The organism is Streptomyces sp. RerS4, from assembly GCF_023515955.1.
Taxonomy (GTDB): domain Bacteria; phylum Actinomycetota; class Actinomycetes; order Streptomycetales; family Streptomycetaceae; genus Streptomyces.
The window spans coordinates 6,625,261-6,651,909 of the sequence record NZ_CP097322.1; the positions used below are offsets into that span (position 1 = coordinate 6,625,261).

The 26,649-nt window shown below is 72.9% G+C and carries 24 protein-coding genes and 2 pseudogenes; 5 read left to right on the forward strand and 21 right to left on the reverse strand.

Annotated features, from left to right (window positions below; all coding sequences use genetic code 11):
* Positions 1-29: 29 nt before the first annotated feature.
* The 4 genes from M4D82_RS29620 to M4D82_RS29635 form a co-directional block, all read right to left on the reverse strand.
* On the reverse strand, positions 30-659 hold the full coding sequence (locus M4D82_RS29620) for a flavodoxin family protein (protein ID WP_249770174.1): 630 nt from the start codon (positions 657-659) through the stop codon (positions 30-32).
* A 69-nt stretch (positions 660-728) separates the two neighbouring features.
* On the reverse strand, positions 729-1,025 hold the full coding sequence (locus M4D82_RS29625) for a DUF1876 domain-containing protein (RefSeq protein ID WP_249770176.1): 297 nt from the start codon (positions 1,023-1,025) through the stop codon (positions 729-731).
* Between the two features lie 97 nt (positions 1,026-1,122).
* Complete coding sequence (locus M4D82_RS29630; RefSeq protein WP_249772266.1) at positions 1,123-2,232, reverse strand: CapA family protein; 1,110 nt, start codon at positions 2,230-2,232, stop codon at positions 1,123-1,125.
* Positions 2,233-2,237: 5 nt separating this feature from the next.
* Entirely contained in the window at positions 2,238-3,386 is a 1,149-nt protein-coding gene (locus M4D82_RS29635) for a baeRF2 domain-containing protein (protein ID WP_249770178.1), read from the reverse strand.
* A gap of 176 nt (positions 3,387-3,562) precedes the next feature.
* Between M4D82_RS29635 and M4D82_RS29640 the strand changes: the two genes are divergently transcribed.
* Positions 3,563-4,018 (forward strand): YbhB/YbcL family Raf kinase inhibitor-like protein, encoded by a 456-nt coding sequence (locus M4D82_RS29640; RefSeq protein WP_249770180.1) that lies wholly within the window; start codon positions 3,563-3,565, stop codon positions 4,016-4,018.
* A 7-nt stretch (positions 4,019-4,025) separates the two neighbouring features.
* On the opposite strand, the gene M4D82_RS29645 is transcribed toward M4D82_RS29640, so the two are convergent.
* Both M4D82_RS29645 and M4D82_RS29650 read right to left on the reverse strand, forming a co-directional pair.
* On the reverse strand, positions 4,026-4,679 hold the full coding sequence (locus tag M4D82_RS29645) for a protein-L-isoaspartate(D-aspartate) O-methyltransferase (RefSeq protein WP_249770182.1): 654 nt from the start codon (positions 4,677-4,679) through the stop codon (positions 4,026-4,028).
* A gap of 11 nt (positions 4,680-4,690) precedes the next feature.
* Positions 4,691-5,788: a baeRF2 domain-containing protein gene (locus M4D82_RS29650; protein ID WP_249770184.1), complete on the reverse strand. Its 1,098-nt coding sequence runs from the start codon at positions 5,786-5,788 to the stop codon at positions 4,691-4,693.
* Between the two features lie 286 nt (positions 5,789-6,074).
* Here M4D82_RS29650 and M4D82_RS29655 point away from each other — a divergent pair, with 286 nt between their 5' ends.
* Positions 6,075-8,267, forward strand: coding sequence for an endonuclease (locus M4D82_RS29655; protein WP_249772268.1), 2,193 nt, complete (start codon positions 6,075-6,077; stop codon positions 8,265-8,267).
* A 20-nt stretch (positions 8,268-8,287) separates the two neighbouring features.
* Here the strand turns inward: M4D82_RS29655 and M4D82_RS29660 are convergent, their stop codons facing one another.
* Positions 8,288-9,892, reverse strand: a complete 1,605-nt coding sequence (locus M4D82_RS29660) for a beta-N-acetylhexosaminidase (RefSeq protein WP_249770186.1) — start codon at positions 9,890-9,892, stop codon at positions 8,288-8,290.
* A gap of 243 nt (positions 9,893-10,135) precedes the next feature.
* On the opposite strand from M4D82_RS29660, the pseudogene M4D82_RS34675 reads away from it, so the two are divergent.
* Positions 10,136-10,240, forward strand: a pseudogene (locus tag M4D82_RS34675) (DUF4232 domain-containing protein); the annotation flags it as partial.
* Here the strand turns inward: M4D82_RS34675 and M4D82_RS29665 are convergent.
* Both M4D82_RS29665 and M4D82_RS29670 read right to left on the reverse strand, forming a co-directional pair.
* Positions 10,224-10,985: a DUF72 domain-containing protein gene (locus M4D82_RS29665; protein ID WP_249770188.1), complete on the reverse strand. Its 762-nt coding sequence runs from the start codon at positions 10,983-10,985 to the stop codon at positions 10,224-10,226. The pseudogene M4D82_RS34675 and the gene M4D82_RS29665 sit on opposite strands and share 17 nt — an antisense overlap.
* 95 nt (positions 10,986-11,080) lie before the next feature.
* Entirely contained in the window at positions 11,081-12,286 is a 1,206-nt protein-coding gene (locus M4D82_RS29670; RefSeq protein WP_249770190.1) for an MFS transporter, read from the reverse strand.
* Between the two features lie 105 nt (positions 12,287-12,391).
* Between M4D82_RS29670 and M4D82_RS29675 the strand changes: the two genes are divergently transcribed.
* Positions 12,392-13,279 carry a LysR family transcriptional regulator gene (locus tag M4D82_RS29675; protein WP_249770192.1) on the forward strand — a complete coding sequence of 296 codons (888 nt, stop codon included), beginning with the start codon at positions 12,392-12,394 and terminating at the stop codon, positions 13,277-13,279.
* Here M4D82_RS29675 and M4D82_RS29680 read toward each other — a convergent pair.
* From M4D82_RS29680 to M4D82_RS29715, 8 genes are all read right to left on the reverse strand, one after another.
* A complete protein-coding gene (locus tag M4D82_RS29680) occupies positions 13,276-13,482 on the reverse strand; it encodes a ferredoxin (RefSeq protein WP_249770194.1) in 207 nt (68 codons plus the stop codon). The genes M4D82_RS29675 and M4D82_RS29680 overlap by 4 nt on opposite strands.
* A gap of 16 nt (positions 13,483-13,498) precedes the next feature.
* The gene (locus M4D82_RS29685; RefSeq protein ID WP_249770196.1) at positions 13,499-14,725 is read right to left on the reverse strand and encodes a cytochrome P450; all 1,227 of its coding nucleotides are present in this window, start codon (positions 14,723-14,725) and stop codon (positions 13,499-13,501) included.
* A 55-nt stretch (positions 14,726-14,780) separates the two neighbouring features.
* Entirely contained in the window at positions 14,781-15,572 is a 792-nt protein-coding gene (locus tag M4D82_RS29690; protein ID WP_249770198.1) for an ABC transporter permease, read from the reverse strand.
* Entirely contained in the window at positions 15,569-16,540 is a 972-nt protein-coding gene (locus M4D82_RS29695) for an ATP-binding cassette domain-containing protein (protein WP_249770200.1), read from the reverse strand. The genes M4D82_RS29690 and M4D82_RS29695 overlap by 4 nt, the downstream gene beginning before the upstream one ends.
* A gap of 107 nt (positions 16,541-16,647) precedes the next feature.
* Positions 16,648-17,484: a DUF4097 family beta strand repeat-containing protein gene (locus M4D82_RS29700; RefSeq protein ID WP_249770202.1), complete on the reverse strand. Its 837-nt coding sequence runs from the start codon at positions 17,482-17,484 to the stop codon at positions 16,648-16,650.
* A 228-nt stretch (positions 17,485-17,712) separates the two neighbouring features.
* Entirely contained in the window at positions 17,713-18,243 is a 531-nt protein-coding gene (locus M4D82_RS29705; protein WP_249770204.1) for a hypothetical protein, read from the reverse strand.
* An 895-nt stretch (positions 18,244-19,138) separates the two neighbouring features.
* Entirely contained in the window at positions 19,139-20,473 is a 1,335-nt protein-coding gene (gene lysA, locus M4D82_RS29710; RefSeq protein ID WP_249770206.1) for a diaminopimelate decarboxylase, read from the reverse strand.
* Between the two features lie 11 nt (positions 20,474-20,484).
* On the reverse strand, positions 20,485-20,823 hold the full coding sequence (locus M4D82_RS29715) for an SAV_915 family protein (protein ID WP_249770208.1): 339 nt from the start codon (positions 20,821-20,823) through the stop codon (positions 20,485-20,487).
* A gap of 325 nt (positions 20,824-21,148) precedes the next feature.
* On the opposite strand from M4D82_RS29715, the gene M4D82_RS29720 reads away from it, so the two are divergent.
* Positions 21,149-21,670 carry a universal stress protein gene (locus M4D82_RS29720; RefSeq protein WP_283844522.1) on the forward strand — a complete coding sequence of 174 codons (522 nt, stop codon included), beginning with the start codon at positions 21,149-21,151 and terminating at the stop codon, positions 21,668-21,670.
* Between the two features lie 71 nt (positions 21,671-21,741).
* Here the strand turns inward: M4D82_RS29720 and M4D82_RS29725 are convergent, their stop codons facing one another.
* The 4 genes and pseudogenes from M4D82_RS29725 to M4D82_RS29740 all read right to left on the reverse strand — a co-directional run bounded on the left by M4D82_RS29725 (position 21,742) and on the right by M4D82_RS29740 (position 26,598).
* Positions 21,742-22,497, reverse strand: coding sequence for a class I SAM-dependent methyltransferase (locus tag M4D82_RS29725; protein WP_249770212.1), 756 nt, complete (start codon positions 22,495-22,497; stop codon positions 21,742-21,744).
* A gap of 61 nt (positions 22,498-22,558) precedes the next feature.
* A pseudogene (locus tag M4D82_RS29730) lies at positions 22,559-23,772 on the reverse strand (aminotransferase class V-fold PLP-dependent enzyme).
* 1 nt (position 23,773) lies between these two features.
* Positions 23,774-25,093, reverse strand: a complete 1,320-nt coding sequence (locus tag M4D82_RS29735; RefSeq protein ID WP_249770214.1) for a pyridoxal-phosphate dependent enzyme — start codon at positions 25,091-25,093, stop codon at positions 23,774-23,776.
* The gene (locus tag M4D82_RS29740) at positions 25,090-26,598 is read right to left on the reverse strand and encodes a Y4yA family PLP-dependent enzyme (protein WP_249770216.1); all 1,509 of its coding nucleotides are present in this window, start codon (positions 26,596-26,598) and stop codon (positions 25,090-25,092) included. Before M4D82_RS29740 ends, M4D82_RS29735 begins: the two co-directional genes overlap by 4 nt.
* Positions 26,599-26,649: the final 51 nt, after the last annotated feature.

Here is a 26,649-nt window from a genome sequence, read left to right on the forward strand (position 1 = left end):
CTTCCGGCTCGGCCGGGGTGTGGCGGCGGTCAGGAAGAGGGCGGGTAGGGGGCTGCCTTGAGGCGGCGCGCGAGGTGCGCGGTGTTCGCGGCGAGGGTCCTGGTCGTCGCGGCGGTCTTCTCGGGGGTCTTGTCGAGGTCCTGGTAGTCGGTGCCCTGCATGGCTTCGCCGACCCAGTAGGTGACGGCGTTCGCGGCGAGGGAGAATCCGACGTCGTTCAGGCCCTGGAAGAGTTCGGCGCTGACGTGGTGGGCGCCGTCCTCGTTGCCGACCACGCACACCGCGGCGGCCTTGCCGTAGGTGAGCATGCGGCCCTCGTCGTCGCTCTCGCCGAGCTCCGCGTCCAAGCGCTCCAGGACCCGCTGGGCGAGGCTGGAGGGGTGGCCGAGCCAGATCGGCGTGGACAGGACCAGAATGTCGCAGCCCAGGATCGTGTCTCGAATCTCCGGCCAGGCGTCCCCCTCACCCATGTCGACCTCGACGCCCGGTTTGACGTCGTGGTCGGCGATCCGGATCACCTTTCCGGTCACACCGTGCTCGGAGAGAGCCGCCATCGTCTGCTCCGCCAGTAACTGCGAGCTGGACCGCTTCGGCGACGGCGAAAGGGTGCAGACCAGCGCGACAGCGCGCAGCGGTGTGGTGTCGATCGTTGTCTCCATAGGGTCCGGCTACCCCGATGGTCGTGCGGTATCCCGCCCTTTCACACCCGCGCACACCCGCTGTCCGCGTCACCGGGCCGCGTCATCCGGCCAGCCGTAGCCGGTGCGCGGCGGTTCGGGTACGGCGCCCACCTCCGCGAGGTCGCGGTCGGCGGCGCGCATCAGCTGACCGGCCAGGTCGCGCATCGCCCGGCTCGCCGCGAGCTCGTCACCGATCGCCGGGATGTCCACGTCCTGCGGATTGCACCGCGCCGTGCCGCGGCCGACCATCTTCGTCTTCCCGGTGTCGAGTACCGCGCGGGCCTTGGTCGTGCCGTCCTCCTCGTTCAGGTAGACGCCGACCTTCCACTCTTCGGCGTGTGCCATGACGCACCTCCTCGGGCCGAGTGGGCCATCTGCCTACAGGTCCCTACAGGTCCCTACGGGTCACTATGGATCCCCATGGGGGGATATACCCATTTCCTCAGACGCCGAAGGTGAGCGTGCCGTCCGGGTCCTGGACGGGGGGCGAGCCGAAGCCGCGGCTGATCCGCCCCAGGACGTCCCGCAGCCACCGGCAGTCCCGCGCCGCCGCCCGCCACAGCCGCATCCGCCGCGCCTGGAGGGGCGTGACGCGCAGTTCGAGAAGTCGGCCGGTGTCGGGCTCGACCGACGGGAAGTAGAGCAGTCGCAGGTCGTCGCGGTAGTCGTCGTGGCCGCTGATGCCCTCGTAGTCGTTGACGAGGTCGCCGCAGCCGTAGGCGATGAGCCGTCCCCGGTACAGTTCGAGCGGCCGGGGATGGTGCGAGGAGTGGCCGTGGACGACGTCCGCGCCTCCGTCGACGAGGGCGTGCGCGAAGCGGATCTGCTCGCGGGGCACGACGTAACCCCAGTTCGAACCCCAGTGGATCGAGGTGACGACGATGTCACCCGGTCGCTTCGCCTCCCGGATCCGGGCGACCACCGCGGCCGCCGCGGTGTCCGAGGCTTCGGCGACGTAATCGATCCCGCTGCGGTCCGTCGTGGCCGCCCAGCTCGACGGGATTCCGCTGGACGGCATGCCGAAGCCGAGGACCACGATCCGCCCGCCGCCCTGGACGGGGACGATCGCCGCCCGACGGGCCTCCGCCCCATCGCGACCCGCTCCCGCCGTGGCGAGCCCGGCGTCCGCCAGCGCGTCGAGGGTTTCCGCGAGCCCCCGGCGGCCGAAGTCGAGGACGTGGTTGTTCGCCAGGACGCAGACATCGGGACGGGCCGCCGCCAGGCACGGCAGGTTGGCGGGGTGCATGCGGTAGTGGACCGCCTTGTCGGGCGCGAAGTCGTCGCTCCGGGTGACGCTGGTCTCCAGGTTGAGCACGACGGCGTCCGGCGCGGCCGCGTCGAGGATCCCCAGGGTGTCGCCCCAGGGCCAGGGAAAATCGACCGGTCGCGGAATCGGGCCGTTCACCGCCTCCGCCAGCTCGACGTAGGTGCGGGCGTCCCGGACGTACGCCTCCTCCAGCGCCGGATCACCGGGGTGCGGCAGCACCTGGTCGACGCCCCGCCCGAGCATCACGTCGCCGGCGAGGCACAGCGTGATCAGGGCACCCGACATCCGGCTCACATCGTCCAGCGCAGCACCGCCCCCAGGCCGCCCGCCGGTCCGGGCATGTCCGCCGGTACGACGAGGACCTCGCTGCCGGCGCTCACCGCGGACCGCAGCAGGGCGTCGTCCGCCCGCGCCCGTACGGGCTTGTCGACGCCCATCGCCTGCGCCTGGCCGCGCTGCACCGCGACCTCGTCCACCCCGGGACCGATCCACACCTCGCGCCCCGGGTCGGAGCCGTCGGAGCCGAGCAGCAGCGTGGCCACCTGGTGGGTGCGTACGGCGTCCACCACGGCCGGCATGCCCTCGGCGGCCTCACCCGGTCCGGTGTCCACGGTCGACGCACGGTGCTCCCCGGGCCGACCCCGGCCCATGCGGAAGCGCTCCAAGGCGCTTTCGAGCCGCTCGCGGGCGAACCTCTCGCGCACCCGCGCGATCTCGCGGTCAAGGGCGTCCTTCGAGGCGCCGGGCGATCTGCCGCCGCTGTCGACCTCGGTGGTCACCGCCCGCATCTGCTCGGGCAGCCGGTCGCGGACGGCCCTGCGCTCGCGGGGATCGCCGGTCAGCACCACCAGATCGGCGCCGCTGTCGGGCCACTGCCGGGCCAGTTCCGCCGCGATGATGCCCGCCGTCTCGTTCCAGGCGTTCTCGACCTTGTTCCGGTAGTGCCACTCGTACCGGTCCGTCGGGATGCTGCGGTGCCCGCGGCCCTGCCATTCGCGGCCCTGGGCCTGACCCACGGCCTCGCGGTGGTGCGTGTCGCGCATCTCCAGATCGGCGCCCGTGCGGTCGATGTACGCCACCAGGCAGCTCGGCTCGTCGCCGCGCAGGCCGGCCAGCGGGGCGATGTGCGGCAGGATCGACCAGGTCGCCTCGGTGGCGACGGGGGGCTTGCCGAGCGGGACGTCGAGTACGACCTCGGCGCCCGCGGCAAACAGCGCGCGGCCGGGCGGCGCACCACTGACGGGTTCCCCGGCGAGCCGGTTCATCACGGCCCGCACGGTGTAGGCGTCGGCGCCCGCGTCGATCAACTGCGACGCGACCGCACGCTCACGAAGTGCCTGTATCCGCTGCGCGTCCTCGGTCGCGCGCGTGGTCTCGATGTACACCGAGGCCCACGGGCCCGGTCGGGCGAAGAGCGGCTTGAGAAAGCCGAGTTCCATGATGTCCCCCAGGGGGTTCAGGAAGGCTTGCCGGGGCGCGGGGGCGAGTGGCGCGACGACGCACCCCTTTCCAGGGTGCCCCGCCGACCGCACGCCTGCCCACCGAGCGGCGGCCCGGTCGGGTGGATTCCGGGCAGGAGCGGTACGGGGAGGGCGGCGGCGGGGAAGACGGCGCCGTGACCGCAATCGAGCTGACCAGTGCCGCCTTCGCCGACCACACCGAGATCCCCCGCCGGTACAGCGGCGAGGGGGAGGACGTCTCACCGCCCCTGGCCTGGACGGCGGCCCCCGACGGCACGGCCGAGCTGCTGCTCCTGTGCGAGGACCCGGACGCGCCGGGTCCCACGTTCCTGCACTGGCTGGTCACGGGCATCGATCCGTGGACCGGAGGGGTGGAGGAGGGGCAGGAGCCGCACGGCGGCACGTCCTGGCCCAACGGGTTCGGACGGCCCGGCTGGGGCGGGCCGATGCCGCCGCCCGGCCACGGGCCGCACCGCTACGTCTTCCGCCTGTACGCCCTGTCGCGTCCGGTCCGGCTGCCCGAGCGGCCCACCGTTGACGCCGTGCACAGCGCCCTGCGGGGCAAGGAGCTCGCGAGCGGCACCCTGGTCGGCACCTACCAGCGCTTCTAGGGTCTTCCTAGGAGCGGCCTTCGTCGTATCCGTGGGCCCCGTACAGGCGCACGAAACGCGCCGAGACGAGAGTCCGGACGGGCTCCAGCCCCTCGGGCCGGCGCTCGTACAGCTCCACCAGCTCCTGACCCCCCGGACCCACCGGCTGGACCAGCCGGCCGCCGATGCGCAGCTGCTCCACCAGGGGCTCCGGCACTTCGGGGAAGGCCGCGCAGACGATCACCCCGTCGTACGGGGCCGCGTGCGGTGCGCCCAGCGTGCCGTCGCCGAGGATGACCTCCACGGCGCCGAACCCGTGCGCGGCCAGCCGCCGCCGGGCCTGCGCGACCAGCTCCGGCCGGCGCTCGACGCTGACCACACGCCCGGCCAGGCGGGCCAGCAGGGCGGTCTGCCAGCCGTAGCCGGTGCCGATCTCCAGGACCCGCTCGTCACCGGCGAGGTCGAGGGCGGAGACCATCATGGCGACCAGCGAGGGCTGTGTCGTCGTCTGCCCGCAGGGCAGGGGCAGGGGGCTGTCCCAGTACGCGGCGTCGACCTCGTCGTCGGGCACGAAATCGGCGCGCGGGATGGTCCGGACGGCCTCCAGCAGCCGGGCGTCGGTCACCCCCGCGGATCGGGCCGCGCGGACCAGGGTCTCGGGAGAACGAGGATCGTGGACCATCGGGGTGCCCCTCAGACAGGTGTCCCGGAGTCGGCGTACCGCAGCAGTGCCCCGACGCCCTCGGCGAGCTCCAGATCGTCCTCCGGTACGACGACCAGTTCGGCGGCGGTGCCGACGAGGGCCCGCACCAGGGCCTCGTCGGCGGGCTCCTCGCGGGGTGCCCGCACCCCGAAGGCGGCCAGCTCCTCCTCGGTCAGGGCGAGCTGCGTGGGCTCCGGGCCGGTCCACAGCCGCTGCGAGGCGGCGGGCGGGTGGTTGAGCAGCAATGCGGCGACCTGGCCGCGCTGCAGGGCGGCGACGGTGCGCGCCAACCCTTCCGTCACGGGCCCGCCGAGGGCGCGGCGGCCGATGAAGACGTTCATCAGCTCCCGGTCGTGCTCGGCCATCCGCCCCCGGAAGACGCTGTCGAGCTGCGGCTCCAGCAGGGCCCGTCCGGTGTCCGTCGGGGAGGGGCCGCCGACCCGTACGACCTTGTGGCGCAAGGCCTGGGGCAGGCGGCGGACCAGGACGTTGCCCGCCCACGGGTCCCCGGCGACGACGACGGCGTCGGCGTGGACGCGCCGCGCCCAGGCGTCCAGCCGCTGACCCAGCCGGACGGCGCTGTGGTGCCAGGTGGCCACCGCCACGTTGTGGTGCAGCCGCTCACCCGGGCTCACGGTGGACGCCGGCCAGGTGCCGGACTCCGCCTCCACCGTCACCCAGCCGTGCGCCTCCGCCGTCGGCGGGCCGCCGTAGCGCACCACCACCGCCAGGTACGGGATCTCCGGCAGATGCTGGGTGACCAGCGGCATCGCGTCCGGCAGGGTGCTGTAGCGGGCCGAGTCCCGGTCCGGCGGGTGGGGCAGCTCCCCCTCCATGACGAGCGAGCCGTTGGCCGCGAAGATCGCCTGACCGTGTGTCCCGGGCAGCTCCGCGTCCGCGCCGACCGCCTCCTCCAGTACGCCGAGCAGCGCCCGGTCCGCGCCCTGCCGGGTCAGATCCGCCCGCAACCGGCGCCAGCGCAGCGCGACGGCCCGGTCGGGCTGCTCGATGTTCCGCGAGGTGTCCAGGTACACCGAGGCGAACGGGCCGGACTCCGTGTACAGGGGTTCCAGGAACGACAGCCTCATCCCTCATCACCTTTCCCAGGCCGCTCCCAGCTGTCCTCCCTTTCGATGATGCGCGCGCCGGCGGGCGGACGGGGACGGAAATCCGCGCACCGGGCGGGGCTCGCGGAAATGCGTAGGCTGGAGGGGAGGGGTCTGCGCAGGCCGCACGCCATGACCCGGCAGCATGACCCGCGATCCCGGGCGCCGCCGGCCTGTCTTCCACGATGCCCCCCGTACTCCCGTACTCCCGTACTCCCGTACTCCCGTACTCCCGTACTCCTCCTCTCGCCGAGGGAGGCGAGCCGTGATGGCAGTGGAGCAGTTGTCGCAGGTGAACACGGATTTCCTGGAGCAGGTGAACGCCGCCGGTCAACGCTACGCGGCGCGGACCGCGCAGCGTGAGGAACACATGGAGGCCCTCGCGCAGCACGGCATCCTGTACGCCGACACCCGAGACCGGGTCAGCAGCAGGCTGAACCGCCTGGGCGTCGACTGGGCCATGGCCACCGCGATCGAGCGGACACCCGCGAGCGCCACCATCGGAACGAGCCTCGACCTGGACCCCGAGCTGGTCAGCACCGATCTGCTCGCGCTGGAACGGTTCATGGGCCGCAACGACCTCGTCGACATCGGGTACCTCGAAGCCGGCTACCTCGCCTCCCGCTCGGTCGGCCGGGTCACCGTCAGGACCCCCCGGTCGTCCCACCACGGAACCGGATTCCTGGTGTCGCCCTCGCTGTTGATGACGAACAACCACGTGCTGAAATCCCCCGAGGAGGCGGACGCCGGGGTCATCGAGTTCAACTTCCAGTCGGGCGTGGACGGCCAACCGCTGATGCCGGTGGTCTTCCGGCTGGAGCCGCGGAGGTTCTTCGTCACCCACCGGGCCCTCGACTTCACCCTGGTCGCGGTCGCGGAGGCCTCCCGGGACGGGCGGCCCCTGGCGGCCTTCGGGACGCTGCCGCTCCGGGAGGCGCAGGGCAAGGCCACCATCGGGGAACTCGTCAACATCATCCAGCACCCGAACGGCGAGCCCAAGCAACTCGCCCTCCGGGAGAACCAGATCGTGGACGTCCTGGACGACTTCCTGCAGTACAAGGCCGACACGGCGTTCGGCTCCTCGGGTGCCCCGGTGCTGAACGACCAGTGGGAGGTCGTGGCCCTGCACCACGCGGGCGCTCCCCGCAGGGACCGGGACGGCAACATCCTCGCCGTCGACGGATCCCTCTGGCGTCCGGACATGGGTGAGCACCGCATCGACTGGAAGGCCAACGAGGGCATACGGGTCAGCCGCATCATCGGCACGCTCCAGCAGTTCCCGCTGTCCGGCGGCGCCGCGGCCCTGCGCGCGGAGCTGCTCGCGGCCGGTACGCCGCCGCACCCCGTGGAGGCCTCGCCGCGGAGCCCGCAGGTGACGCCGGGGCGGACGGACGACGCCGAGCCCCACGGCCTCACCGCGGACTGGACGGCCGGCCGGCCCACCATGACGGGCGGCGGCGCGCGCTGGACCGTTCCGCTGCACCTCACCGTCAGCCTCGACGTGGACGCCCCGCGCCCCCAGACCGAATCACCGCAGCCGGCGCCGGCACCGCCGCCGTCCGTCCGTCCGATCACCCCCTCGATCGACGGCCAGTCGCCCGCCGAGCGGGACCTGGCGGCCGCCCTGCTGAACCTGGCGTCCTCCCGCGAGCGCCCGTACTACGACGAGGCCGCGGACCTGGCGGCGCGGGAGGCCTACTACGCCGGCATCCGCACCGACAGCCCCGAAGGCCTGCGCCTGGCGCTCACCCAGCGCCTGGAGTCCACGCACGACCGGCGGCCGGCGTACAAGCCGATGCGGCTGCTCTACCCGTGGGTGGACCTGCACCCCGACGAGAAGCTCCACGGCATCTACTCGGACCAGGGGTTCACCCCGCAAGAGCTGATCGAGGCCGATGCGGCGGTGGAGGCCGCGCGGTTCGGCCGCTGGCAGGAGTTCATGCTGCACGAGAGCGCGCCCGGCCCGGAGGCGATCGAGGCCGAGCTCGATCTCCTGGAGGCGTCCCTGCCGTTCAACTGCGAGCACGTCGTGCCGCAGTCCTGGTTCGCCAAGAAGGAGCCCATGCGCGGGGACCTGCACCACCTCTTCGCCTGTGAGTCGACGTGCAACAGCTTCCGCGGCAACATCCCCTACTTCGACTTCCCGGACTTCGACGAGGTCGTCCGGCACGCCTGCGGGCGTCGGGAGCCGATGAAGTTCGAGCCGTCGGCCGGCAAGGGCCCCGTCGCCAGGGCGACGCTCTACTTCCTGCTCCGCTACCCGGGCGTCATCGGCGACGAGGCGCGCGAGCTTCAGCAGGAGCGCCTCGGCCTGCTGCTGCGCTGGCACAAGGACCACCCGGCGGGCACCTACGAACTGCACCGCAACGCGGCGATAGCCGAGATGCAGGGCAACCGCAATCCGCTCATAGACCACCCGGAATGGGCCGAACGGATCGACTTCGCGGGAGCCTGGCGCTGACCGCCCGCCCCCGCGAGGCCTCAGGCCGTCCAGGGCACCTTCGGGGAGCGGTAGTAGGTGATGCCGAGCGCGTCCAGGCGCGGGCCCTGGGCGGCCAGCCGCTGCCGGTAGGACGACCAGTCGTGGGTGGCGGCCGGGGACCAGCCGATCTCCGCGATGCCGAGCAGCCGCGGGAAGGCCATGTACTCCAGGTGCGCGCTCGTGCTCAGGGTCTCCGTCCACAGCGGCGCCTCCACCCCCAGCACGGCGCCGGCCGGCACCCCGGCGACCAGGGTGTCCGGGTCCCACGCGTAGGACTTGTCCACCTCGACCAGTCCCGCCCACTCCAGGCCCAGCGGGGTCTGCCGGGTGTACTTCATGTCCAGATAGGCGTGGTTGGCCGGGGACATCACCAGTCGGGTGCCCGCGCGTGCGGCGGCCGCGACCTCGGGTTCCGTACCGCCCAAGCCCCAGTACTGGGCGATCGCTCCCGGGGCCGGTCGGGCCTCGGCGATCTGGTGCCAGGCCATCACCGTCTTGCCGTACCGGCCCACCAGCGGCTGGACCTTGTCCATGAAGGTCGCGTAGTCGGCGGCCGGGGTCGCGGCGGCCTCGTCGCCGCCGATGTGCACGTACCGGCCCGGCGTCAGCGCGGCCAGTTCGCGCAGGACGTCGTCCAGGAACGTGTAGGTGACCGGCTTCGCCACGCACAGGGAGCTGAACCCGACCTCGGTGCCCGTGTAGAGCGGCCGGGCGACGCCGTCACAGTTGAGCTCGGCGTACGAGGCGAGCGCCGCGTTGGTGTGCCCGGGGGTGTCGATCTCGGGCACCACCTCCATGAAGCGGGACGCGGCGTGGGCCACGATCGCCTGGTAGTCGGCCTTGTCGTAGTGGCCCCCGGGGCCGCCGCCGACCTGCGTCGAGCCCCCGTAGGTCGCCAGCCGGGGCCAGGAGTCGATCGCGATGCGCCAGCCCTGGTCGTCGCTGAGGTGCAGGTGCAGGGTGTTGACCTTGTAGAGGGCGGCCTGGTCGATGTACCGCTTGATCTGCTCGACGGTGAAGAAGTGCCGCGAGACGTCCACCATCACGCCCCGGTACGCGTAGCGCGGAGAGTCGGTGACGGTGCCGCCGGCGATGCGCCACGGGCCGGGCTGCACGCTCCGCTTCTCGACGGAGGCGGGCAGCAGCTGACGCAGCGTCTGGACGGCGTGGAACAGCCCGGCGGGCGCGTTCGCGCTCACCCGGACCGTACGGGAGCCACTGACCAGCCGGTAACCCTCGTCGCCCAGGGCCGGGTCGGCGGCGGCCCCGAGCCGCAGTTGAATGCCGTCGCCCCCGGCGCCGGCGACCACCGGCAGCCGGTACCCCGTCGACGGGCGCAGCACACCGGCGAGGTACTCGCCGACCGCGCGGGACTCGGCGGAGCCGGAGTCGACCCGGATGACGGTCGAGGAGGTCAGCTGGTACGCGGACCCGCCCGGTGCCACGGAGGCCGGGACGGGAACGACCCGGCCGAGCGGGACGGGCGCGGCCGGCGCCGGCGCCGGCGCGGCGGCGGTGGACACGACCGCCGCCGCGAGGAGCAGGAGCGAGCCGAGCAGCCGGGGTAACCGGCGGGCGGGCGGAGCCGTACGGTGCTGGGTCACGGGCGGTCCCTTCGATCGACCGACGGGGGTCTGCGGAGCTGAACCGTGCGGTGCGGATGGTGCCGAGCCGGGCACGGTGTCGCGGTGTCGCGTACGCGGTCGTACGTTCCCGTACGTCGTTACCAACAACGGCCGTCACGCAACCCTCGCCACCCCCGCATCGGCCGAAGAGATCAGGTCAGGGCCCCGGCCCGCCGGGCGCCTCGGCGTCGGCCTCCGCGACGACCTCCGGCGGCGCGCAGCCAGGGCCGGACCCCGAACAGCGACGGCGGCGCGTCCGCCCGCCCCTCCCTGCCGGCGGCCGGCATCTACTACGACAGCGCGCTGACGGTCACGTACCGGCAGTAGACGATGGAGGACGCCCTCGGCGTATGGGGACCAGGCTGCTGAACGCCTGTGCGTCGATCACGGCCGCTCCGCCCGGGTCGTTGTTGAAGTAGGCGTAGACGTCCGAGTCCGGCGGCCAGGTGTCCGCGATCCGGCTCGCCCAACTCCGCAGGGCCGTCCGGCCGTATCGGGGTGCGGGCCGGGAACGGCCCTCGTGGAAGCGTACGTAGCCCCAGTCGGCGGTGCGCCACAGCGGTGTCACCGGCCGCGAGCCCCGGTCGGCCCAGCACAGGGCCGCGCCCCGGTCCGTCAGTACGGAACGCACGCTCGGCGTCCACCACGACGCGTGCCGCGGCTCCACGGCGACGCGCGTACCGGCGGGGAAGCAGGCGAGGCAGGCGTCGAGGGCGGCCGGGTCGACCTGAAGGGTGGGCGGCAGCTGGAGGAGGACGGGGCCGAGCCGGTCGCCCAGGGACGCGGCGTGCGTCATGAGCCGCCCGACCGGCTCCGCCGGCTCCCGCAGACGCTTGATGTGCGTCAGGTAGCGGCTCGCCTTGACGGCCATGACGAAGCCGGACGGGGTGCGGTCGCGCCACCGCTCGAACGTCTCCGGCGACGGCAGCCGGTAGAAGGCGTTGTTGCTCTCCACGGTGGGGAAATGCCGGGCGTACTCCTCCAGCCACAGGCGCTGCGGCACGCCCGGCGGGTAGAGAACGCCCGACCAGTCCCGGTACTGCCACCCGGAGGTGCCGACGCAGACGGCCATACCGTCCGACTGCCCCCGCGTACGTCGATCACACCTCCGGAGGGTGACCCACGGGCGCGCCGGGCCGCGGAACCGAGGCGCAGGGTGCGACCGTTTCAGCCCCGTGCCGCCGAGGGCGCCCTGCCCAGCGCCGTCACCGCGACCGCCGCCGCGGCCAGACCGGCGCCCAGCCACATCACCGCGGCGACCCCCGCGCCGTCCGCGGCCAGCCCCCCGGCCAGCGCGCCCAGGGCGATCGCCCCGTTGAAAACGCCGACGAACAGCGAGGACACGGCCTCGCGGGCCTCGGGAGCCGCAGCCAGCAACCAACTCTGGGTGCTGACCGATACGCCGCCGTAGGACAGCCCCCAGACGGCGAGCAGCACACCGGCGGCCGGGACGGAGCCGCCGAGCACCGGTACGAGCGCCACCGTGGCCGCCAGTACCGCGCCGATCACCAGCAGCGTCGAGCGCGGCGACCGGGCGGCGCCCGCGCCGGCCGCGAAGTTGCCCGCCACACCGGCGACCCCGTACACCAGCAGCAGTGTGCCGATGAGCCCGGCACCCGCCCCGGAGACCGCTTCGAGTACGGGTCGCACGTACGTATAGGCGGCGAAGTGACCGGTGACCAGCAACGCCACGACGGCCAGCCCGGTCCGCACCCGCGCATCGTCGAACAGCCGCACCACACCTCCGAGTCGCACGTCCTGTTCCGCCGGCAGGCGGGGCAACAGGACCGCCAGGGCGACCAGTACCACCAGGGCCAGCGCCCCCGCCGACGCGAACGCCGTCCGCCAGTCGGTCAGTTCGCCGACATACGTACCCGCCGGGACCCCCAGCACCGACGCCACCGCGATACCGCTGAAGATCAACGCCGTCGCCGCGCCCGTCGACTTCGGCGGCACCAGCCGCACCGCCAACCCCGCCGCGATCGCCCAGACACCCCCCATGCCGATGCCGACCAGTACACGCGCGACCACCATCACCGCGAAGTCCGGCGACCACGCGGCGAGCAGGTTGCCCACCGCCAGAACCGCCATCAGCGCACACAGCACCGTCCGCCGGTCGAAGCGTCCCAGCAGCGGCGTCAACAGCGGCGCCGAGACCGCGCCGACCACTCCGGTGACGGTCAGGGACAGTCCGGCCGTGCCCTCGGTGACCTCCAGCGCGTCCCCGATGGGCGTCAGCAGCCCCACGGGCAGCATCTCCGACGTCACCACCGTGAACGTCGCACCCGCCACCGCCGCCACACCCGGCAGGCCGCGCGTCGCCGTTCGCCCCGACACCCCGACGGTGTCCGTCATTTCCTCGATCTGTGCCATGCCACCCAGCCAACCCGCCCCCACCTGCGGGAACAACGGCCGATCCCTCATGCTTCGATGAGCGGGACTCATCGATCGGCGGTAGAGGCCCCGGAAAGGACCACCATGAGCGGCGTCGAAATACGCGAGCTGGAGGCATTCCTCGCCCTCGCCCAGGAGTTGCACTTCGGACGGGCCGGCGAGCGGCTGTACGTTTCCCAGAGCCGGGTCAGCCAGCTGTTGCGCTCCCTGGAGCACCGCATCGGCGCCCCCCTCGTCGAACGCACCAGCCGCCGCGTGCGCCTGACCCCCCTGGGCGAGGGCTTCCTCGCGGACCTCCGCCCCGCCTACGACGCGCTGCGCGCCACCGTCGACGAGGCCAGGGCCACCGCCCGGGGCGCGGGCGGCGAGCTGCGCATCGGCTTCCAGGGCACCGTCGACGACCACCTCGGCCGGGCGATCGCCCGCTTCGAGGCCCGGTATCCCGACTGCGCGATCGACCTGGTCGAGATCCCGCTCTGCGACCCCTTCGGGCCGCTGCGCCGCCAGGAGGTCGACTGCGCCGTGGTGTTGCTGCCGGTGGCCGAGGAGGATCTCGTCCTCGGCCCGGTCTTCTCCCGCCAACCCCAGACCCTCGCCGTGTCCGTCCGGCACCCCTTCGCCGCCCGCGACCGGCTGTCCGCCGAGGAACTCGCCGAGTGCCGGCTCATCGGCCCGGCCGGCGACGCCCCCGCGTACTGGCGGCGGGCCCAGGCACCCGACCTGACCCCGGGCGGCCTCCCCGTACCGGCCGGACCCGCCGTCCACACGCTCCAGGAGGGGCTGAGCCTGGCGGCGGCCGACCGCGGCGCGATGCTCCTGTGCCGCTCCACGGCCGACTACCACGGCCGCCACGACTCCCTCGCCTTCGTCCCCGTACGGGGCCTGCCCGACTCCGAGCTGGGTCTCGTACGACGCCGCCTCCGGCCCCCCGCGCGGGCGGAGGCCTTCGCCGAGGCGCTCGGCGGGTCCTAGGGGGTGTCCCGCTCCGTGACGGTGATGACCGCACCGGGGCACACACCGGCGGCGAGGCGGACGGCCGCGTGCTGTTCCCGCGGCGGGTCGGCGTTCAGGAGGACGACCAGGCCCGCTTCCTCGTCCTGGTCGAAGACCCCGGGGGCGGTCAGGGCGCACATGCCGGCACCGAGGCACCGGTCGCGATCGACACGGATGTCCACACGGCTGTCCACGGGATCAGGCCTCGTCCCAGGTGACCGGCAGCCGGTGCACGCCGTAAATGTTCATGTTCGTGCGCAGCGGTACCTCCTCGGCCGGGATGGCCAACCGCAGCGTGGGGAACCGACGCAGCAGCGCGGGCAGGGCCACCGTCAGCTCCACGCGGGCCAGTTGCTGGCCCAGGCACTGGTGGATGCCGTGTCCGAAGCCCAGGTGGCCGGTGGCCTTGCGGTGCACGTCCAGGACGTCCGGGTCGGGGAAGCGCTCCGGGTCGCGATTGGCCGCCTCGATGGAAAGGGTGACGGTCTCGCCGGCCTTGATCAGCCGACCGTCCAACTCCACGTCCTCCAGAGCCGATTTGACGGTGGTGGGGGCGACGGTCAGGTACCGCATCAGCTCCTCGACGACCTGAGGCCCGAGGTCCGGGTCCGAACGCAGCGCCTCGGCCTGGGCGGGATGGGAGAGCAGCGCGAACGTACCGTGAGCGATCATGTTCGCGGTCGTGTCGAGGCCGGCGGCGAGCAGGAACCCGCCGATGCCCACGAGTTCCTCGTCGGTGAGGTCGGAGTCCTGCGCCAGGTCGCCGAGCAGGTCGGCCGAGGACTCGGCGGGGGTGGCGCGTTTGGCGGCGACCAACTCGGCCATGTACTCCTGGAGTCCGACGTAGGCGGCGTGCTGGTCCTCGGGCGTCGCGTCCATCGCCATGATCGTGTGGGCGTGGTTCTGGAAGCGCTCGCGGTCGGCGTACGGCACACCGAGCAGCTCGCAGATCATCAGCGCGGGGAGGGGCCGGGCGAACGCCTCGACCAGGTCCGTTCCGGGCCCGCGTCGCTCCAGCGCGTCCAGGTGCTCGGCGGTGATCTCCTCGACGCGTTCGGTGAGTCGGCGCATCCGGCGGACGGTGAACCGGCCCATCAGCAGCCGTCGGAAGCGGGTGTGCTCGGGCGCGTCCATCCCGGTCATGTCGCCGACGGGGGCGGGCGGCAGCGGGCCCTCGGGCCCACCGGGGAAGGGGTAGTGCATCAGCTCGTAGCGCGAGCTGAAACGCGGGTCGCCCATGAGGGAGCGGACCGTGGAGTAGCCGGTGGCCAGCCAGCCGACGTGCCCGTCGGGGTACGTCATCCGGGTCAGCGGGCTCGCCTCGCGCAGCCGCGCCAGGCCGGAGGGCGGGTCGAAGGGGCAGCCGGCGGCGCGCTGCGTGGGGAGGGTGACGGGCTCGGGCTGGGTCGACGGTTCGTGCTGCATGGTGTCCTCCGTGGAGAGCGTCGTGCGGAATGTCGTGAATCTTTGGAACGTGCGGTCAGCGCTTGGCGGTGCGGTCGAAGGCGGAGCGCGACCAGAGGTAGCCGACCAACGTGAGGCCGACGCACCAGGCGAGCGCGATGTATCCGCTGTTGCCGATCCCGGTGCCCATCAGCAGGCCGCGCAGGGTCTCGATGACCGGGGTGAAGGGCTGGTACTCGGCGAACCAGCGCAGCCCCGTCGGCATCGAGTCGGTCGGCACGATCGCGCTGCCGAGGAAGGGCAGGAAGGTCAGCGGCATGGGTGCGTTGCTCGCGGACTCGGGGGTCTTGGCGACCAGGCCCATGGCGGCCGACAGCCAGGTCAGGGCGATGATGAGCAGGGTGAGGAGGCCGATCGCGGCGAGCCACTCGACGGCGCCGGCGTCGGGGCGGAAGCCGATGGCGAGCGCGACGCCGATCACCAGGGCGACGGCGACCAGCGTCTGGATGGCGCTGCCGACGACGTGCCCGGTGAGGAAGGCCGCGCGGGAGATCGACATCGTCCGGAAGCGGTTGACGATGCCCTCGGTCATGTCGACGCAGACGCCGACCGCCGTGGCCACCGCCCCCGCCGTCGCCGCCATGAGGATGATGCCGGGGGCGACGTAGTCGATGTACGCGCCGCCGCCCGTGGGCGCGGCGGAGATCCCGGAGCCGAGGGCGCCGCCGAACGCGTAGTTGAACAGCAGCAGCATCATCACGGGCATCGCCACGACGGAGATCGTCATCGTGGGGTAGCGCAGGGCGTGCTTGAGGTTGCGCCGCAACATCGTCATCGAGTCGCTGACGGCGTACGCGAGGGTGCTCATCGGGCCATCTCCGTGGTGGTGTGGGGGGTGCCGTGGCCGGTCAGGGTGAGGAAGACGTCATCGAGGTCCGGCGTGTGCACGGTCAGCGACTCGGCCCGCACCGCCGCGTGGTCCAGGACGTCGAGTACGGCGCGCAGGGTCGGGATACCGCCGTCGCCGGCGATGCGCAGCGTGAGTTCTTCCGGGTCGCGCGCGGCCGCGCCGAAGTGGCGTGCCGCGGCGTCGAGTTCGTCGGCGGAGGCGAACCGCAGACGGATGTGTCCGCCGGGGACGATGCGCTTGAGCTCCTCGGACGTGCCCTCGGCGACCAGCCGGCCCTGGTCGAGGACGGCGATGCGGTCGGCGAGTTGGTCGGCCTCCTCCAGGTACTGCGTGGTGAGGAAGACCGTCACCCCGTCGTCGACGACCAGCGCGCGGATGATCTCCCACATGGTGCGGCGGCTACGGGGATCGAGGCCGGTGGTCGGCTCGTCGAGGAAGATGATCCGGGGGTCGCCGACCAGCGTCATCGCCAGGTCGAGCTTGCGGCGCATGCCGCCGGAGAAGGTGGTGACGGACGTGCGGGCGGCCTCGGTGAGGTCGAAGCGTTCCAGCAGCCGGCCGGCCCGCAGGCGGCCTTCGCGGCGCGGCAGATGTTGGAGGTCCGCCATCAGCATCAGGTTCTCCTCGGCGGTGAGGAGGTTGTCGACGGCGGCGAACTGACCGGTGACGCCGATGGCGGAGCGCACGCCGTCGGGCCGCCGGGCGAGGTCGTGTCCGGCGATCCGGGCCTGACCGGCGTCGGGGGCGATGAGGGTGGAGAGGATCTGGACGGTGGTGGTCTTGCCGGCGCCGTTGGGGCCGAGCAGGGCGAAGATCGTGCCCTCGGGGATGCTCAGGTCGATTCCGTTCAGGACGACCTTGTCCCCGTACGACTTCCGCAGGCCCTGGGCCGAGATGGCCGGCGCGGACGTGGTGGTGGCTGTCACGGGTTGGCTCTCCTAAGGTGTGACATGTCACCTGTGAAATGTCACATGGTGATCGAGGTCGGCCTTTCGGCCGAAGAATGGGGGTGGGACGGAGGGTGGACGGGCGATCAGGCGCGACGGATCACGATGTCGCCGAGCCCGGTACGGGCGTGGACCTCGACGGTCTCCTCCGAGGTGTCGGGGCCCTCGGCGGCGCCGAGCGCGTTGCGGACGGTGCCGAACTTGGAGTGGACGTCCAGCCAGGCCGCGGTGGAATGACGGATGCCGACCTCCAGGTCCCCGACGGCGGTCTGGAGCCGGATCGCTCCCCGCGCCGCCTCGCCGACGCGGATGCCGCCGTTGGCGGACTTGGCCTCCACGGACGCGTGTGCGACGCCGACCGCGATGCGGCCGTTGGAGGAGTTGACCGTCAGGTCGCCCGTGATCTCGCCGATCGAGGTCTCGCCGTTGCCGTTCTTGACGGTGGCGCTGCCCGTGATCTCCCCGATCTCGATCCGGCCCGCCCCGTGGATCTCGGCGTTGCCGACGGCCCGTTCGACGCCGATGTCCCCGTGGTCGGTGCGCAGGTTCGTGACGCCCGCCTCGGCGAGCCGGATGTCGCCGAGCGAGGTCTTGACCCGGCATTCCCCGAGGGGTCCGTCGCAGATGTAGTCCCCCATGGGGGAGGTGCCCCGGAGGTGCGAGCCGGCAGGCAGTTCGACCGTCACGTCGATCGATCCGTGCCGGCCGAACAGGGAGCGCTTCTTGGGTCCCTTCACGGTCAGGACGCCGTTGGCGAAGGTGACCTTGGTCTGCTGCACCGCCCGTACGTCGGCCTCTTCGACGCCGCTGCTCGGCAGGACCTCGACGACCGTGCTCGTTCGCTTGCTCGCCGTGATGCGCACGTTGCCGACGTCGAACTCAAGGACCGCGGTGATGGGTTCGGGCGTGTCGAAAGAAGGCATGGCTGTCCCGTCCTCTTGGCTCTGGTGGGTGTAATCGCAGGTGGGAGGTGGTGTGGGGATTGGGGCGCCTAGGGGGTGTCGTCAAAGTAGCGTCGGCCGCCCGGAGGGGTCTGGTGCGTGTGATCGCAAGGCGGAGGAGGGAGGCGACGCTCGCGTCGGCGACCGACGACAACGCGGCGAGCGCGCGTGCCGGACCCCGCCGGTCAGACGAAACTTTGACGACACCCCCTAGCGGACCCAGCCCCGGAAGCTCTGGCCCTGGCGCGTGGAGGGGGCGGCGGGCCGGGTCGGGCCGCCGCCAGGTTCGAGGGCCAGGGACACCGCCCGTACGAGCCAGGCGTTGACCGATAGGCCCTCCTGGCCCGCCGCGTCCTCCACGCGGGCCTTGAGGTGCGCCGGGAGGCGGAAGTTGATGCGGGCCGTACCGCCCTCGTCGGCGTCTGCGGGGGAGGGTGGTGCCAGTGGTGCCATCGGCGGTGCCATGTCGGGCGCGCCCGTGGCGGGCGCCTCCGGCGCGGGCGGCGCCGTCACCACGAACTCGGGGTCCAGCCCCCGCAGCCGTACGTCCACCGAGCCCGGCGCCAGCTCGCGGGTGATCTCCTCCGAGGCTGCGGACAGCGCGTTCAGCAGGGTCAGCCGGGCGGCCGACTCCAGGGGCGCGGTCAGCCGCTCGGCCAGGGCGCGGGCCTCGTCCCCGCCGGCGTTCGCGGCGACGGCGAGCTCGTGGCGGAGGTGGTCGACGTAGGGGGTCAGGTCCATGCGCCCCATCATGGCGCCACGATGGCGCCATGGCAAGCGATTGTGGCGCCACGTGGCACCTTTCGGCGTCGGGTGGCGCCATCGGGGCGTCGTGGTGACGCCATGTGATGCCATGGGCCTCGCGGACGCGGCGGCATGCGGTCCTCGCGGGGCAGCGCAGCCGGCGGCACGGTGCCGAGAACCGGCCGCCCCTGGGGGAGTTACGGCCCCTGAGCAGGGGAGCCGGCTGAGCCGAGCCTCGGGAGCCGGTGCCCCTAGGTCGCCCCGCCCCCGAGGAGCCGGCCCCGCCCTCGCGCCCCGCGTACGCCATCCCCGGAGGGCCGTCGTCCTCGCCGCCGTCACCGCCCTCGCGATCCTGACCGCCCTCGCCACGGGCAGGCTCGGGGCCGAACCGGCGGAACCGGCCGGCAGGGGCACGAAGGAGTCCGGCGCCGTCGAGGCCGGTGCCCGGACCGGCGGTTTCGCGTCCCCGTACGCGCCGGCATCCCCGTCCGCCGGGACCTCACCGAGCGGCTCCGCCCCATCCGACGCCCAGGGCGACCCGGCCCTCGGCACCACGCCGTTGGGCCCGACCACCCGGAGGCGCCGCAGGGCCGATTGCGGGGATGGTCCGTCAGGGCGGCGTCAAGGAAGGGACGCCGGGCGGAAGGGACACGTCAAGACGTACGCCGCAGGGCCGGCCGGGCCGGCAGAGTCTCTCGTGCGACGGCGACGCGAGACGGGTTCGCGGGCGACTGATCGGCGAGTACCTGACACCGCCGGGATGACGCGCGGCCGGGCCGTGGGGGGGCCGGAGCGACGGAAGCCGTGCTCCCGCCTCGCGTCCGTCGCACCACACACGGGCCGCTCGGCCCGCGCGGCACCGGGGCGTGCCGCGCGGCCGAGCGGCCCGTGGTCAGCCGCCGATGTCCCGGCTGCGGAAGTCGGCCAGGGTCTCGCGCCGCACCAGCAGCCGGGCCGTGCCGCCGTCCACCGCGACGACCGGAGGCCGGCCGACCATGTTGTAGCCGGAGGCCATCGACAGCTGGTACGCGCCCGCGACCGGTACGGCGAGCAGGTCGCCCGGGTGGACGTCCCCCGGCAGCTCCACGTCGGCGGCGAGGATGTCGCCGGCCTCGCAGTGCCGCCCCACCACCGTCGCGGTGCACGGCTCGGCGGTGGAGCGGCGGCCGATGAGGCGGGGCGCGTAGCGCACCCCGTACAGGGCCGGGCGGGGGTTGTCGCTCATGCCCCCGTCCACGGCGACGAACACCCGCTCGCCGCCCCGCTTCACCGCGAGGACCCGGTAGAGCGCCACCCCCGCCGGTCCGACGATCGCCCGGCCGGGCTCGATGGCGAGCCGGGGCACGGCGAGCCCGGCCGCCGCGCAGCTCGCCACCAGCTCGGTACGCAGCCGGCGGGCCAGGGCGGTGAGGTCGAGCGCCGGTTCGCCGGGGCGGTACGCGATCCCGTGGCCGCCGCCCATGTCCAGCTCGGGCAGGACCACCCCGTGGGCGTCGCGGATGCGGGCCATCAGCCCGACCATGCGGCGTACGGCGGCGACGTACGGTTTGACCTCGGTGATCTGGGAGCCGATGTGGCAGTGCAGCCCGGTCAGTTCGAGCCGCGGCTGGTGCAGGACGCGGGCGATGGCGTGCTGCGCGGAGCCGTCGGTGAGGGACAGCCCGAACTTCTGGCCGTCGGTACCGGTACGGATCTTCTCGTGGCCGCCCGCCATGATGCCGGGCACCACCCGCACCATCACCTTCTGCGCACCGCCCGTTCCCACGGCGGCGGCCAGGCGGGCGATCTCGGACGGGCTGTCGATGACGATCCGGCCGACCCCCAGCCGCAGCGCCGCCTCGATGTCGTGCGGCGACTTCGCGTTGCCGTGCAGGAGGATACGGTCCGCCGGGAAGCCCGCCGTGACGGCGAGTTCGAGTTCGCCGGCCGAGCACACGTCCAGCCCGAGCCCCTCCTCCGCCACCCAACGCACCATCGCGCGGGACAGGAAGGCCTTGGCGGCGTAGAGCACGTGGGCGTCGGGAAAGGCGTCACGGTAGGTGCGGCAGCGGGCCCGGACCTCGCCCTCGTCCAGCACGTACACCGGCGTCCCGAAGCGATCGGCGATCTCGGTCAGCGAGACCCCGCCGACGGCGAGCCCGCCGTGCGGCAGGCGGCCGGTGGAGGCCGGCCAGACGGACAGGTCGTCGGCGTTCGCGGCGAGTTCCGACGCGGCGGTCATGGTCATGGTGTTCCCCCTCAGGCGATCCGGGCCGCGACGCGGTCCGACCGGTGCGACGTCGGACCGGCGGCCGGAGCCGACAGCGTCGGATCCACCGTGACCAGCCCCGCGCCGAGCGGCTCGCACAGCTTGCGCAGCAACGACTCGGACAACCGGACGCACTTCTGCCCCGCCCCGAGGGTCGCGGCCAGCCGCTCCCTGCGGGTGAACCCGACAGCCGTCCGCGCGCCCAGCGGAGTGCGGAACAACCGGATCACCGTCCCTCCCCCCTCACCCGGCCGGACGGGGACGTACAGCAGCCCGGCCGGGATCCGTTCTTCGGGCTCGGGGTCTTCTTCGTACTGGAACAGGCACATGGGGATCTCCCTGAGGAACCACGAACGATGGTCGACGCCCCGGGTGCGGGGAGGCAGTCCGAGGCGCGTCCTCGAAGCTATCCCCGCCGCCCCACCTTCCGCGCCGCTCCTTGACGCGACCTTGACGCGGATCGGCCTATTCCGTACACGTCACTGACGGCCGGTCGGGTGTCCCCGTCAAGGACCCGTACAGGTTCACCGTTCCGGCGTCAGAAGCGCGTCAGCGCGGCCACCCGGCGCCCCGCCGCCGCCTTTTCATGGGCGTTCATGGTTGTTCATGGGCGTCGAGAAAAAGCCGACGGGCGGCGGACGGGATGGTGCGGCGGTGCGCGGACGAGTGGTGGTGGGTACGGGCGGATCCCTCGGAAGCATGACGGCGTTGCACCGGGCAGCCGCGGAAGCACGGGCGCGGGACGCGGAGCTGTGGGTCGTACTGGCCTGGCAGGCCCCCCTCGGCGGACCGGGTACCCGAGGCGGAGGCGGTGGCACGCCGCTGCTGACGGGCTGCCGCGAGGGGGCGGTCGCACGCCTGCGGGAGATCCTCCACACCGCCTTCGGCGCCGGCCTGCCCCCGGGCGTGACCCTGGCCGGCCTGACGGTCCGGGGAACCCCCGGCGCCGCCCTCGTCGACACCGTGCGCGACCCCGGTGACCTGCTCGTCGTCGGTACGGGCTCCCGCGGCCCCCTGCTGCGCGTGCTGCGCCCGTCGGTGGCCCGGTACTGCCTGGCCCACGCCCCCTGCCCGGTCCTCGCCGTGCCGCCCAGCCCGCTCCAGGCCGACCTGGACGCCGTACGCCGACGCAACGCGTGGCGCCGGCCGCTGAACGCGGCGGAGCCGGCCAGGTGACCGCGGGGCCGTGCGGCGCGAGGTCAACGCACTGAGAGGTCAACGCACTGAGAGGTCAACGCACCGCGAGGTCAACGCACCGCGACCACCACATGGCTGGCGCCGAACTGCCAGACCGTGCCGACGTGCTCGAAGCCCGCCTCGCGCAGGAGGCAGAGGTGGTCGGTGAGGGTCAGGTCGTTGCCCTCGCAGGGCGGATGGGTGTGGCGGTCGCGGGCGGCGAGCAGGGGCGTCAGCTCCGGATCGGCGCGCACCCCCGACCACCACGACTCCCAGTCCTCGTGCGTGTGGGACCGGCGGCGCTCGGCGCGTCGGCGGCCGATGTCGACGGCCAGCTCGTGCACCTTGGGGGAGTCCGGTTCCAGATGGTCGCCGTTGACGAGGACCCCGCCGGGGCGGATGCGAGCGGCGAGCTCCCGGTAGGTCCGCCTCAGGGCCTCCTCGCCGAGGTAGTGCAGGGCCGTCGTGGAGACGGCCGCGTCCACCGGCCGGTCCAGCGCGAGCCCGTCGAGCCACCCCGGCTCCCCGATCGAGGCCTCGGCGAAGCGCAGGGCGGCCCCGTGGTGCGCCCGGCCCAGCTGCAGCAGCAGCGGATCGGCATCGACGCACACGACCTCGGCGGTGGGCATGCGCCGCGCCAGACGGGCGCCCAGCGAGCCCGGCCCGCAGCCCAGGTCGAGGAACAGGGGGCCCGCATGGCCCTCCGTCACCCGTTCGACCACGTCCGAGATGACCGTGAACCGCTCCTCACGGTCGATCGCGTAGCGCTGCTGCTGGCGTTCCCAGCGTTCCACCCACCGGCCGGCCGCCACCGTGCCCACGTTCATGTTCCTGCCCGCTCGTGCTCGTACTCGCGCCGCTCTCGCGGCCTTGAACTCCACATGAAAATCATTGCAGACTGGCGAGCGTGGTGAGCAGCTTCTCGATCTCCTCACGCGTGTTGTGGACGTGCAGGCTGACCCGGACCGAGCCGTCCGCCTCCCCCGCGCCCGCCTGGCAGTGGCTGTCGGAGCGCACCATGAATCCGTGGCTGTAGAGGATGAACCCGAGGTCGCGGGAGGGGATCTCGCGGTGCCGCAACGCCACGATGCTCCGCCGCCGTTGGACCTCGGAGCCCGCCGTCAGGCTGGAGCGGCAGCCGAGCACCTCGTACGCGTCCAGCCGGCTCAGCCCGTCCGTCAGCCGGGCCGCGAGGGCCACCGTCCACGCCTCGATCCGGTCCGTGCCGGCGGCGTCCAGCCAGTCGAGCGCGGCGGTCAGGCTCGCGATGCCGACGGTGTTGGGGTGCCCGCCCACCCACCCGGCCGGAACGCCGGCCCCCGCGTCCCCCGGGACCACACGGCGCCGGAGCCGGGCAGCGCCAGGGACTTGTGTCCGGAGAACACCACGAAGTCCACGTCGAGTTCGGCGACCGAGAACGGCATGTGGCCCACGCTCTGGGCGGCGTCGAGGCAGATCGGGACGTCCGGTCCGACCACCTCGCGGATGCGGTGCACGTTCATGTCGGCGCCGTAGACGTGGTGGACGTGGGTCGCCGCCACGAACCGGGTACGCGGACCGAGCGAGGTGGCGAGCGCCGCCGGATCGTAGTCCCCCGAGCTGTCCTGGTAAGGCAGTTCGCGCAACCGGATCCGCACGCCCTGCCGGGCGAGCGACTCCCGCACCTCCCGCCACGGCGCGAGGTTCGCCTCGTGATCGGCGAACGGGGCGATGATCTCGTCACCGTCGCGGAGCCGGTCCGCCAGCCAGTCCCGGGCGACGGCCCGCAGGCCCTCGGTCGTGCCGCTGGTGAAGTGCACCGAGGACGACGACCCGGCAGCCGGCTCGCGGTCGCCCAGGAACTCCTTCACCCGCGCGCGGGCCCGCTCCACCGCCGCCGTGGTGGCATTGGCCCACGGGTACGAGCCGCGTCCCGCGTTGGCGTTGGAGGTGGTGAGGTACTCCTGTACGGCGTCCAGCACCGCCTGCGGCTTCTGCGCGGTCGCCGCGCTGTCCAGGTACGCCAACTCCGGGTTCGCCACGATGATCGGGAACTGGGCGCGCAGCGGGCGCTGCCACGACCGCAGCGCCTCCAGGGTGTCCAGCGGATCGGCCGCGCCCACGTCAATCACGCACCAGCGGGGCGCCCGCGTCCCGCCACGCGATGATCCCGCCCGCGAGGCTGCGCACGTCGGGATGGCCCATCCGGGTCAACAGGGCGGCGTAGCGCGCCGACTGCTCGCCGACCGGGCACGCCAGCAGGACCGGCTGCCGCTTGCCGAACGGGAGCCCGCCCCTGACCAGTTCGTCGAAGAGCTCGTCCACGATGTTCACCGACCCGTCGATGTGCAGCGCGGCGTAGGCGAAGGAGCTGCGCAGGTCGATCACCAACGGGCGCTCCGCCGCGAGCCACTTGCGCGCGTCCGGCACCTCGATGACCTGGGCCGCCCGTACCTCGGCGTCGGTGAGTGTGGCCACGGAGTTCCGCGCGGGCGGCCGGCCCAGCAGCTCCGGTCGGCGTTGCTTCACGTAGCCGAGGTAGCTCTCCACCCGGTCGCAGACGATGAAGACGGCCGTCCTGCGCTCCGTCAACTCGCCGTCGAGCGGCCGTAGATGGCGGACCGCGCCCTGGTAGGCGGCGCCGCCGGTCGGGCCGGCGAGGATGCCGCAGCGGCGGACGAGGGTGAGCATGCCGTCGATGGCGTCGTCGGCGCCGACCGACTCGATCGCGTCGTACGTCCCCGGGTCGAAGAGGCCGACCTCGTGGACCTCGTCGATGTTGCGGATCCCCGGGATGAAGTCCGACTTCTCACCCACCAGCCCGATCACCCGGACGGCCGGGTCGTGGGCGCGCAGGGCGCGGGCCACGCCGGTGGACGAACCCGCCGTGCCGACGCACGCGAGGAACCAGTCCGGGGCCCGGCCGTCGAGGTCCGCCACGATTTCCGGGCCCGTGCCCGTCGCGTGTGCCTCGGTGTTGAGCGCGTTGAAGTACTGGTCGGTGTGCAGGTGGGCACTGCCGGACTCGTTCAGCCTCTGGTGGAAGAGGGTCAGCGGGTCCTCGGTGTCCGTCGGGTCCAGACATTCGCTGCGGCCCGGCAGCTCCTCGATCTCGGCGCCCAACAGCAGGAGAAGGTCCTTGACCTCCGGGATGCGCATGCGGTTCGTGACGCTCTTGAACGACAGCCCGTGCATACCGGCGATCACGGCCAGCGCCTTCGCGGTGTTGCCGCTGGACAGCTCGACGATCGTCTCACCGCGCTCCCGGGCACCGGCCAGGCCGGAGCGGGCCATGTTCCACGCGGCGCGGTCCTTGACCGAGCCGAAGGGGTTGAGCATCTCCAACTTCGCGTAGAGGTCGATGTGGCGCAGGCCGTGGACTTCCGGATCGATGCGGACCAGCGGGGTGTTGCCGATGGCCTCGGTGATGCTGTCGTACCTCATGCCCGTCCCCCCGAATCGGTGATCGGCCCATGCTCCTCGAAGGGCCCGTGCTCCTCGATCGGCCAGTACTCCTCGTCCAGGCACCAGCGCCAGGCGCCCCCGCTTCCTTGGCGCTGATGGACCGCCACCTTGCGGGCCACCGGCTGTTGTTGTGCGTGAGTGGCGCCGAAGTCCATGCAGTACCCGGCGGTGTTGGGAAAGGCCAGCAGGTCACCCGGGCGCGGCGGCCGGGGCAGGAACACCGTTCTGCGGGTGATCAGGTCGGCCTCCAGACAGAGGTTGCCCATCAGGTGGACCCCGACCGGTTCCTGCGGGCCGACGCCTTCGCCGGCGCGGGGGAGGAGTACGGGGTCCATGAGGATGCCGTGGTCTTCCAGGGCGACGTCGTTCGCGTTCATGGCGAGGCGTACGAGCGCCGGGCCCGCGTCCGTGCGGCGTACCTCCAGGACCCGGGCGAGGGAGACGCCGCACTGGTCGGCCAGGGCCCGGCCCGGCTCGGTGTGCAGGTCGTAGAGGCTCTCCAGCAGCAGCGTGCCCAGCGGGCGGCCCAGGGTGGGGGCCGGGCGGGACAGCAACTCGTCGAGGTAGGCGGCGCCGGCGACCGGGCGGTGCGCCGGGTAGAGGCTCAGGGCGCCGCGCAGCGTACCGCCCTCGGCGTGCAGCCCGTAGCCGTGCCCGCCCCAGGTCAGCGGCGGGCGCCGGCCGAGCACGGCGGCGGTGAGTTCACTCGTGTAACGCTCCCACTGGGCGGCGTGGGCGAGATAGTTGACACCGAAGCCGCCGCCGATGTCGACGGCGCGCGGCTGGAACCCCCGTAGTCGCAGGTCGTCCATGGCGCGCAGACAGCCTTCGAGGGCGATGGCCTTCTCGTCCGGGCTCGTGGTGTCGAGGTGGTAGGCGACGCCGACCGGTTCGATCGCGTCCCGGTGGCGTTCGAGCAGGTCCAGGAGCGGCGCCAGGGCCTTCACGGACGTACCGAAGCGGCTCCTGCGCGACAGCATCCTGGGCCCCGAGGTCTCGAACTCCGACAACCGGAGCAACACGTGTAACCGGGGCAGGCCGTAGCGGCGTACGAGGCCCGCCGCGGCCTCCAGCTCACCGGGGCCGTCGGCGCTCACCGTGACCCCCGACCGCGCGGCGAGCCACAGGAAAGCCGGATCCTTCGGGCCGGTCGCCACGATCCGGTCGGCGGTGAAGCCGTCCCCGAGCGCGTGGCGCAGCTCGCCGACGGAGGCGACGTCGACGGCGGCGTCCGTGGTGGTCAGGCGCCGGACGAGGGAGCGGGAACGGTTGGCCTTGTGGGCGAAGAAGACCTGCCCGCCGAGGTGGTGGCGGCGGTAGACGGACCGGAAGCCCTCGGCGTTCTCCGCGATCTGGTCGGGGAGCAGGACGCCCAGGGGCGAGCCGAGGGCGTCCACGAGCAGGTGCAGGAACGACGCCGAACTCAGGAGCGCCGCGAGGCGCGGTGCCAACCGCGGTTCCAGGTACAGGGGGGCGGTGCTCATTCCCAGCTGCTCCTCCCGCGAGCCGATCATAAGACGTTATCCATCGCGGGC

Coding starts and splice junctions, on each gene's coding strand:
- M4D82_RS29620 (WP_249770174.1), bottom strand. CDS start 659: ATGGAGACAACGATCGACACCACACCGCTGCGCGCTGTCGCGCTGGTC.
- M4D82_RS29625 (WP_249770176.1), bottom strand. CDS start 1,025: ATGGCACACGCCGAAGAGTGGAAGGTCGGCGTCTACCTGAACGAGGAG.
- M4D82_RS29630 (WP_249772266.1), bottom strand. CDS start 2,232: ATGTCGGGTGCCCTGATCACGCTGTGCCTCGCCGGCGACGTGATGCTC.
- M4D82_RS29635 (WP_249770178.1), bottom strand. CDS start 3,386: ATGGAACTCGGCTTTCTCAAGCCGCTCTTCGCCCGACCGGGCCCGTGG.
- M4D82_RS29645 (WP_249770182.1), bottom strand. CDS start 4,679: ATGGTCCACGATCCTCGTTCTCCCGAGACCCTGGTCCGCGCGGCCCGA.
- M4D82_RS29650 (WP_249770184.1), bottom strand. CDS start 5,788: ATGAGGCTGTCGTTCCTGGAACCCCTGTACACGGAGTCCGGCCCGTTC.
- M4D82_RS29655 (WP_249772268.1), top strand. CDS start 6,075: ATGGCAGTGGAGCAGTTGTCGCAGGTGAACACGGATTTCCTGGAGCAG.
- M4D82_RS29665 (WP_249770188.1), bottom strand. CDS start 10,985: ATGGCCGTCTGCGTCGGCACCTCCGGGTGGCAGTACCGGGACTGGTCG.
- M4D82_RS29670 (WP_249770190.1), bottom strand. CDS start 12,286: ATGGCACAGATCGAGGAAATGACGGACACCGTCGGGGTGTCGGGGCGA.
- M4D82_RS29675 (WP_249770192.1), top strand. CDS start 12,392: ATGAGCGGCGTCGAAATACGCGAGCTGGAGGCATTCCTCGCCCTCGCC.
- M4D82_RS29685 (WP_249770196.1), bottom strand. CDS start 14,725: ATGCAGCACGAACCGTCGACCCAGCCCGAGCCCGTCACCCTCCCCACG.
- M4D82_RS29690 (WP_249770198.1), bottom strand. CDS start 15,572: ATGAGCACCCTCGCGTACGCCGTCAGCGACTCGATGACGATGTTGCGG.
- M4D82_RS29700 (WP_249770202.1), bottom strand. CDS start 17,484: ATGCCTTCTTTCGACACGCCCGAACCCATCACCGCGGTCCTTGAGTTC.
- M4D82_RS29705 (WP_249770204.1), bottom strand. CDS start 18,243: ATGGACCTGACCCCCTACGTCGACCACCTCCGCCACGAGCTCGCCGTC.
- lysA (WP_249770206.1), bottom strand. CDS start 20,473: ATGACCATGACCGCCGCGTCGGAACTCGCCGCGAACGCCGACGACCTG.
- M4D82_RS29715 (WP_249770208.1), bottom strand. CDS start 20,823: ATGTGCCTGTTCCAGTACGAAGAAGACCCCGAGCCCGAAGAACGGATC.
- M4D82_RS29725 (WP_249770212.1), bottom strand. CDS start 22,497: ATGAACGTGGGCACGGTGGCGGCCGGCCGGTGGGTGGAACGCTGGGAA.
- M4D82_RS29735 (WP_249770214.1), bottom strand. CDS start 25,093: ATGAGGTACGACAGCATCACCGAGGCCATCGGCAACACCCCGCTGGTC.
- M4D82_RS29740 (WP_249770216.1), bottom strand. CDS start 26,598: ATGAGCACCGCCCCCCTGTACCTGGAACCGCGGTTGGCACCGCGCCTC.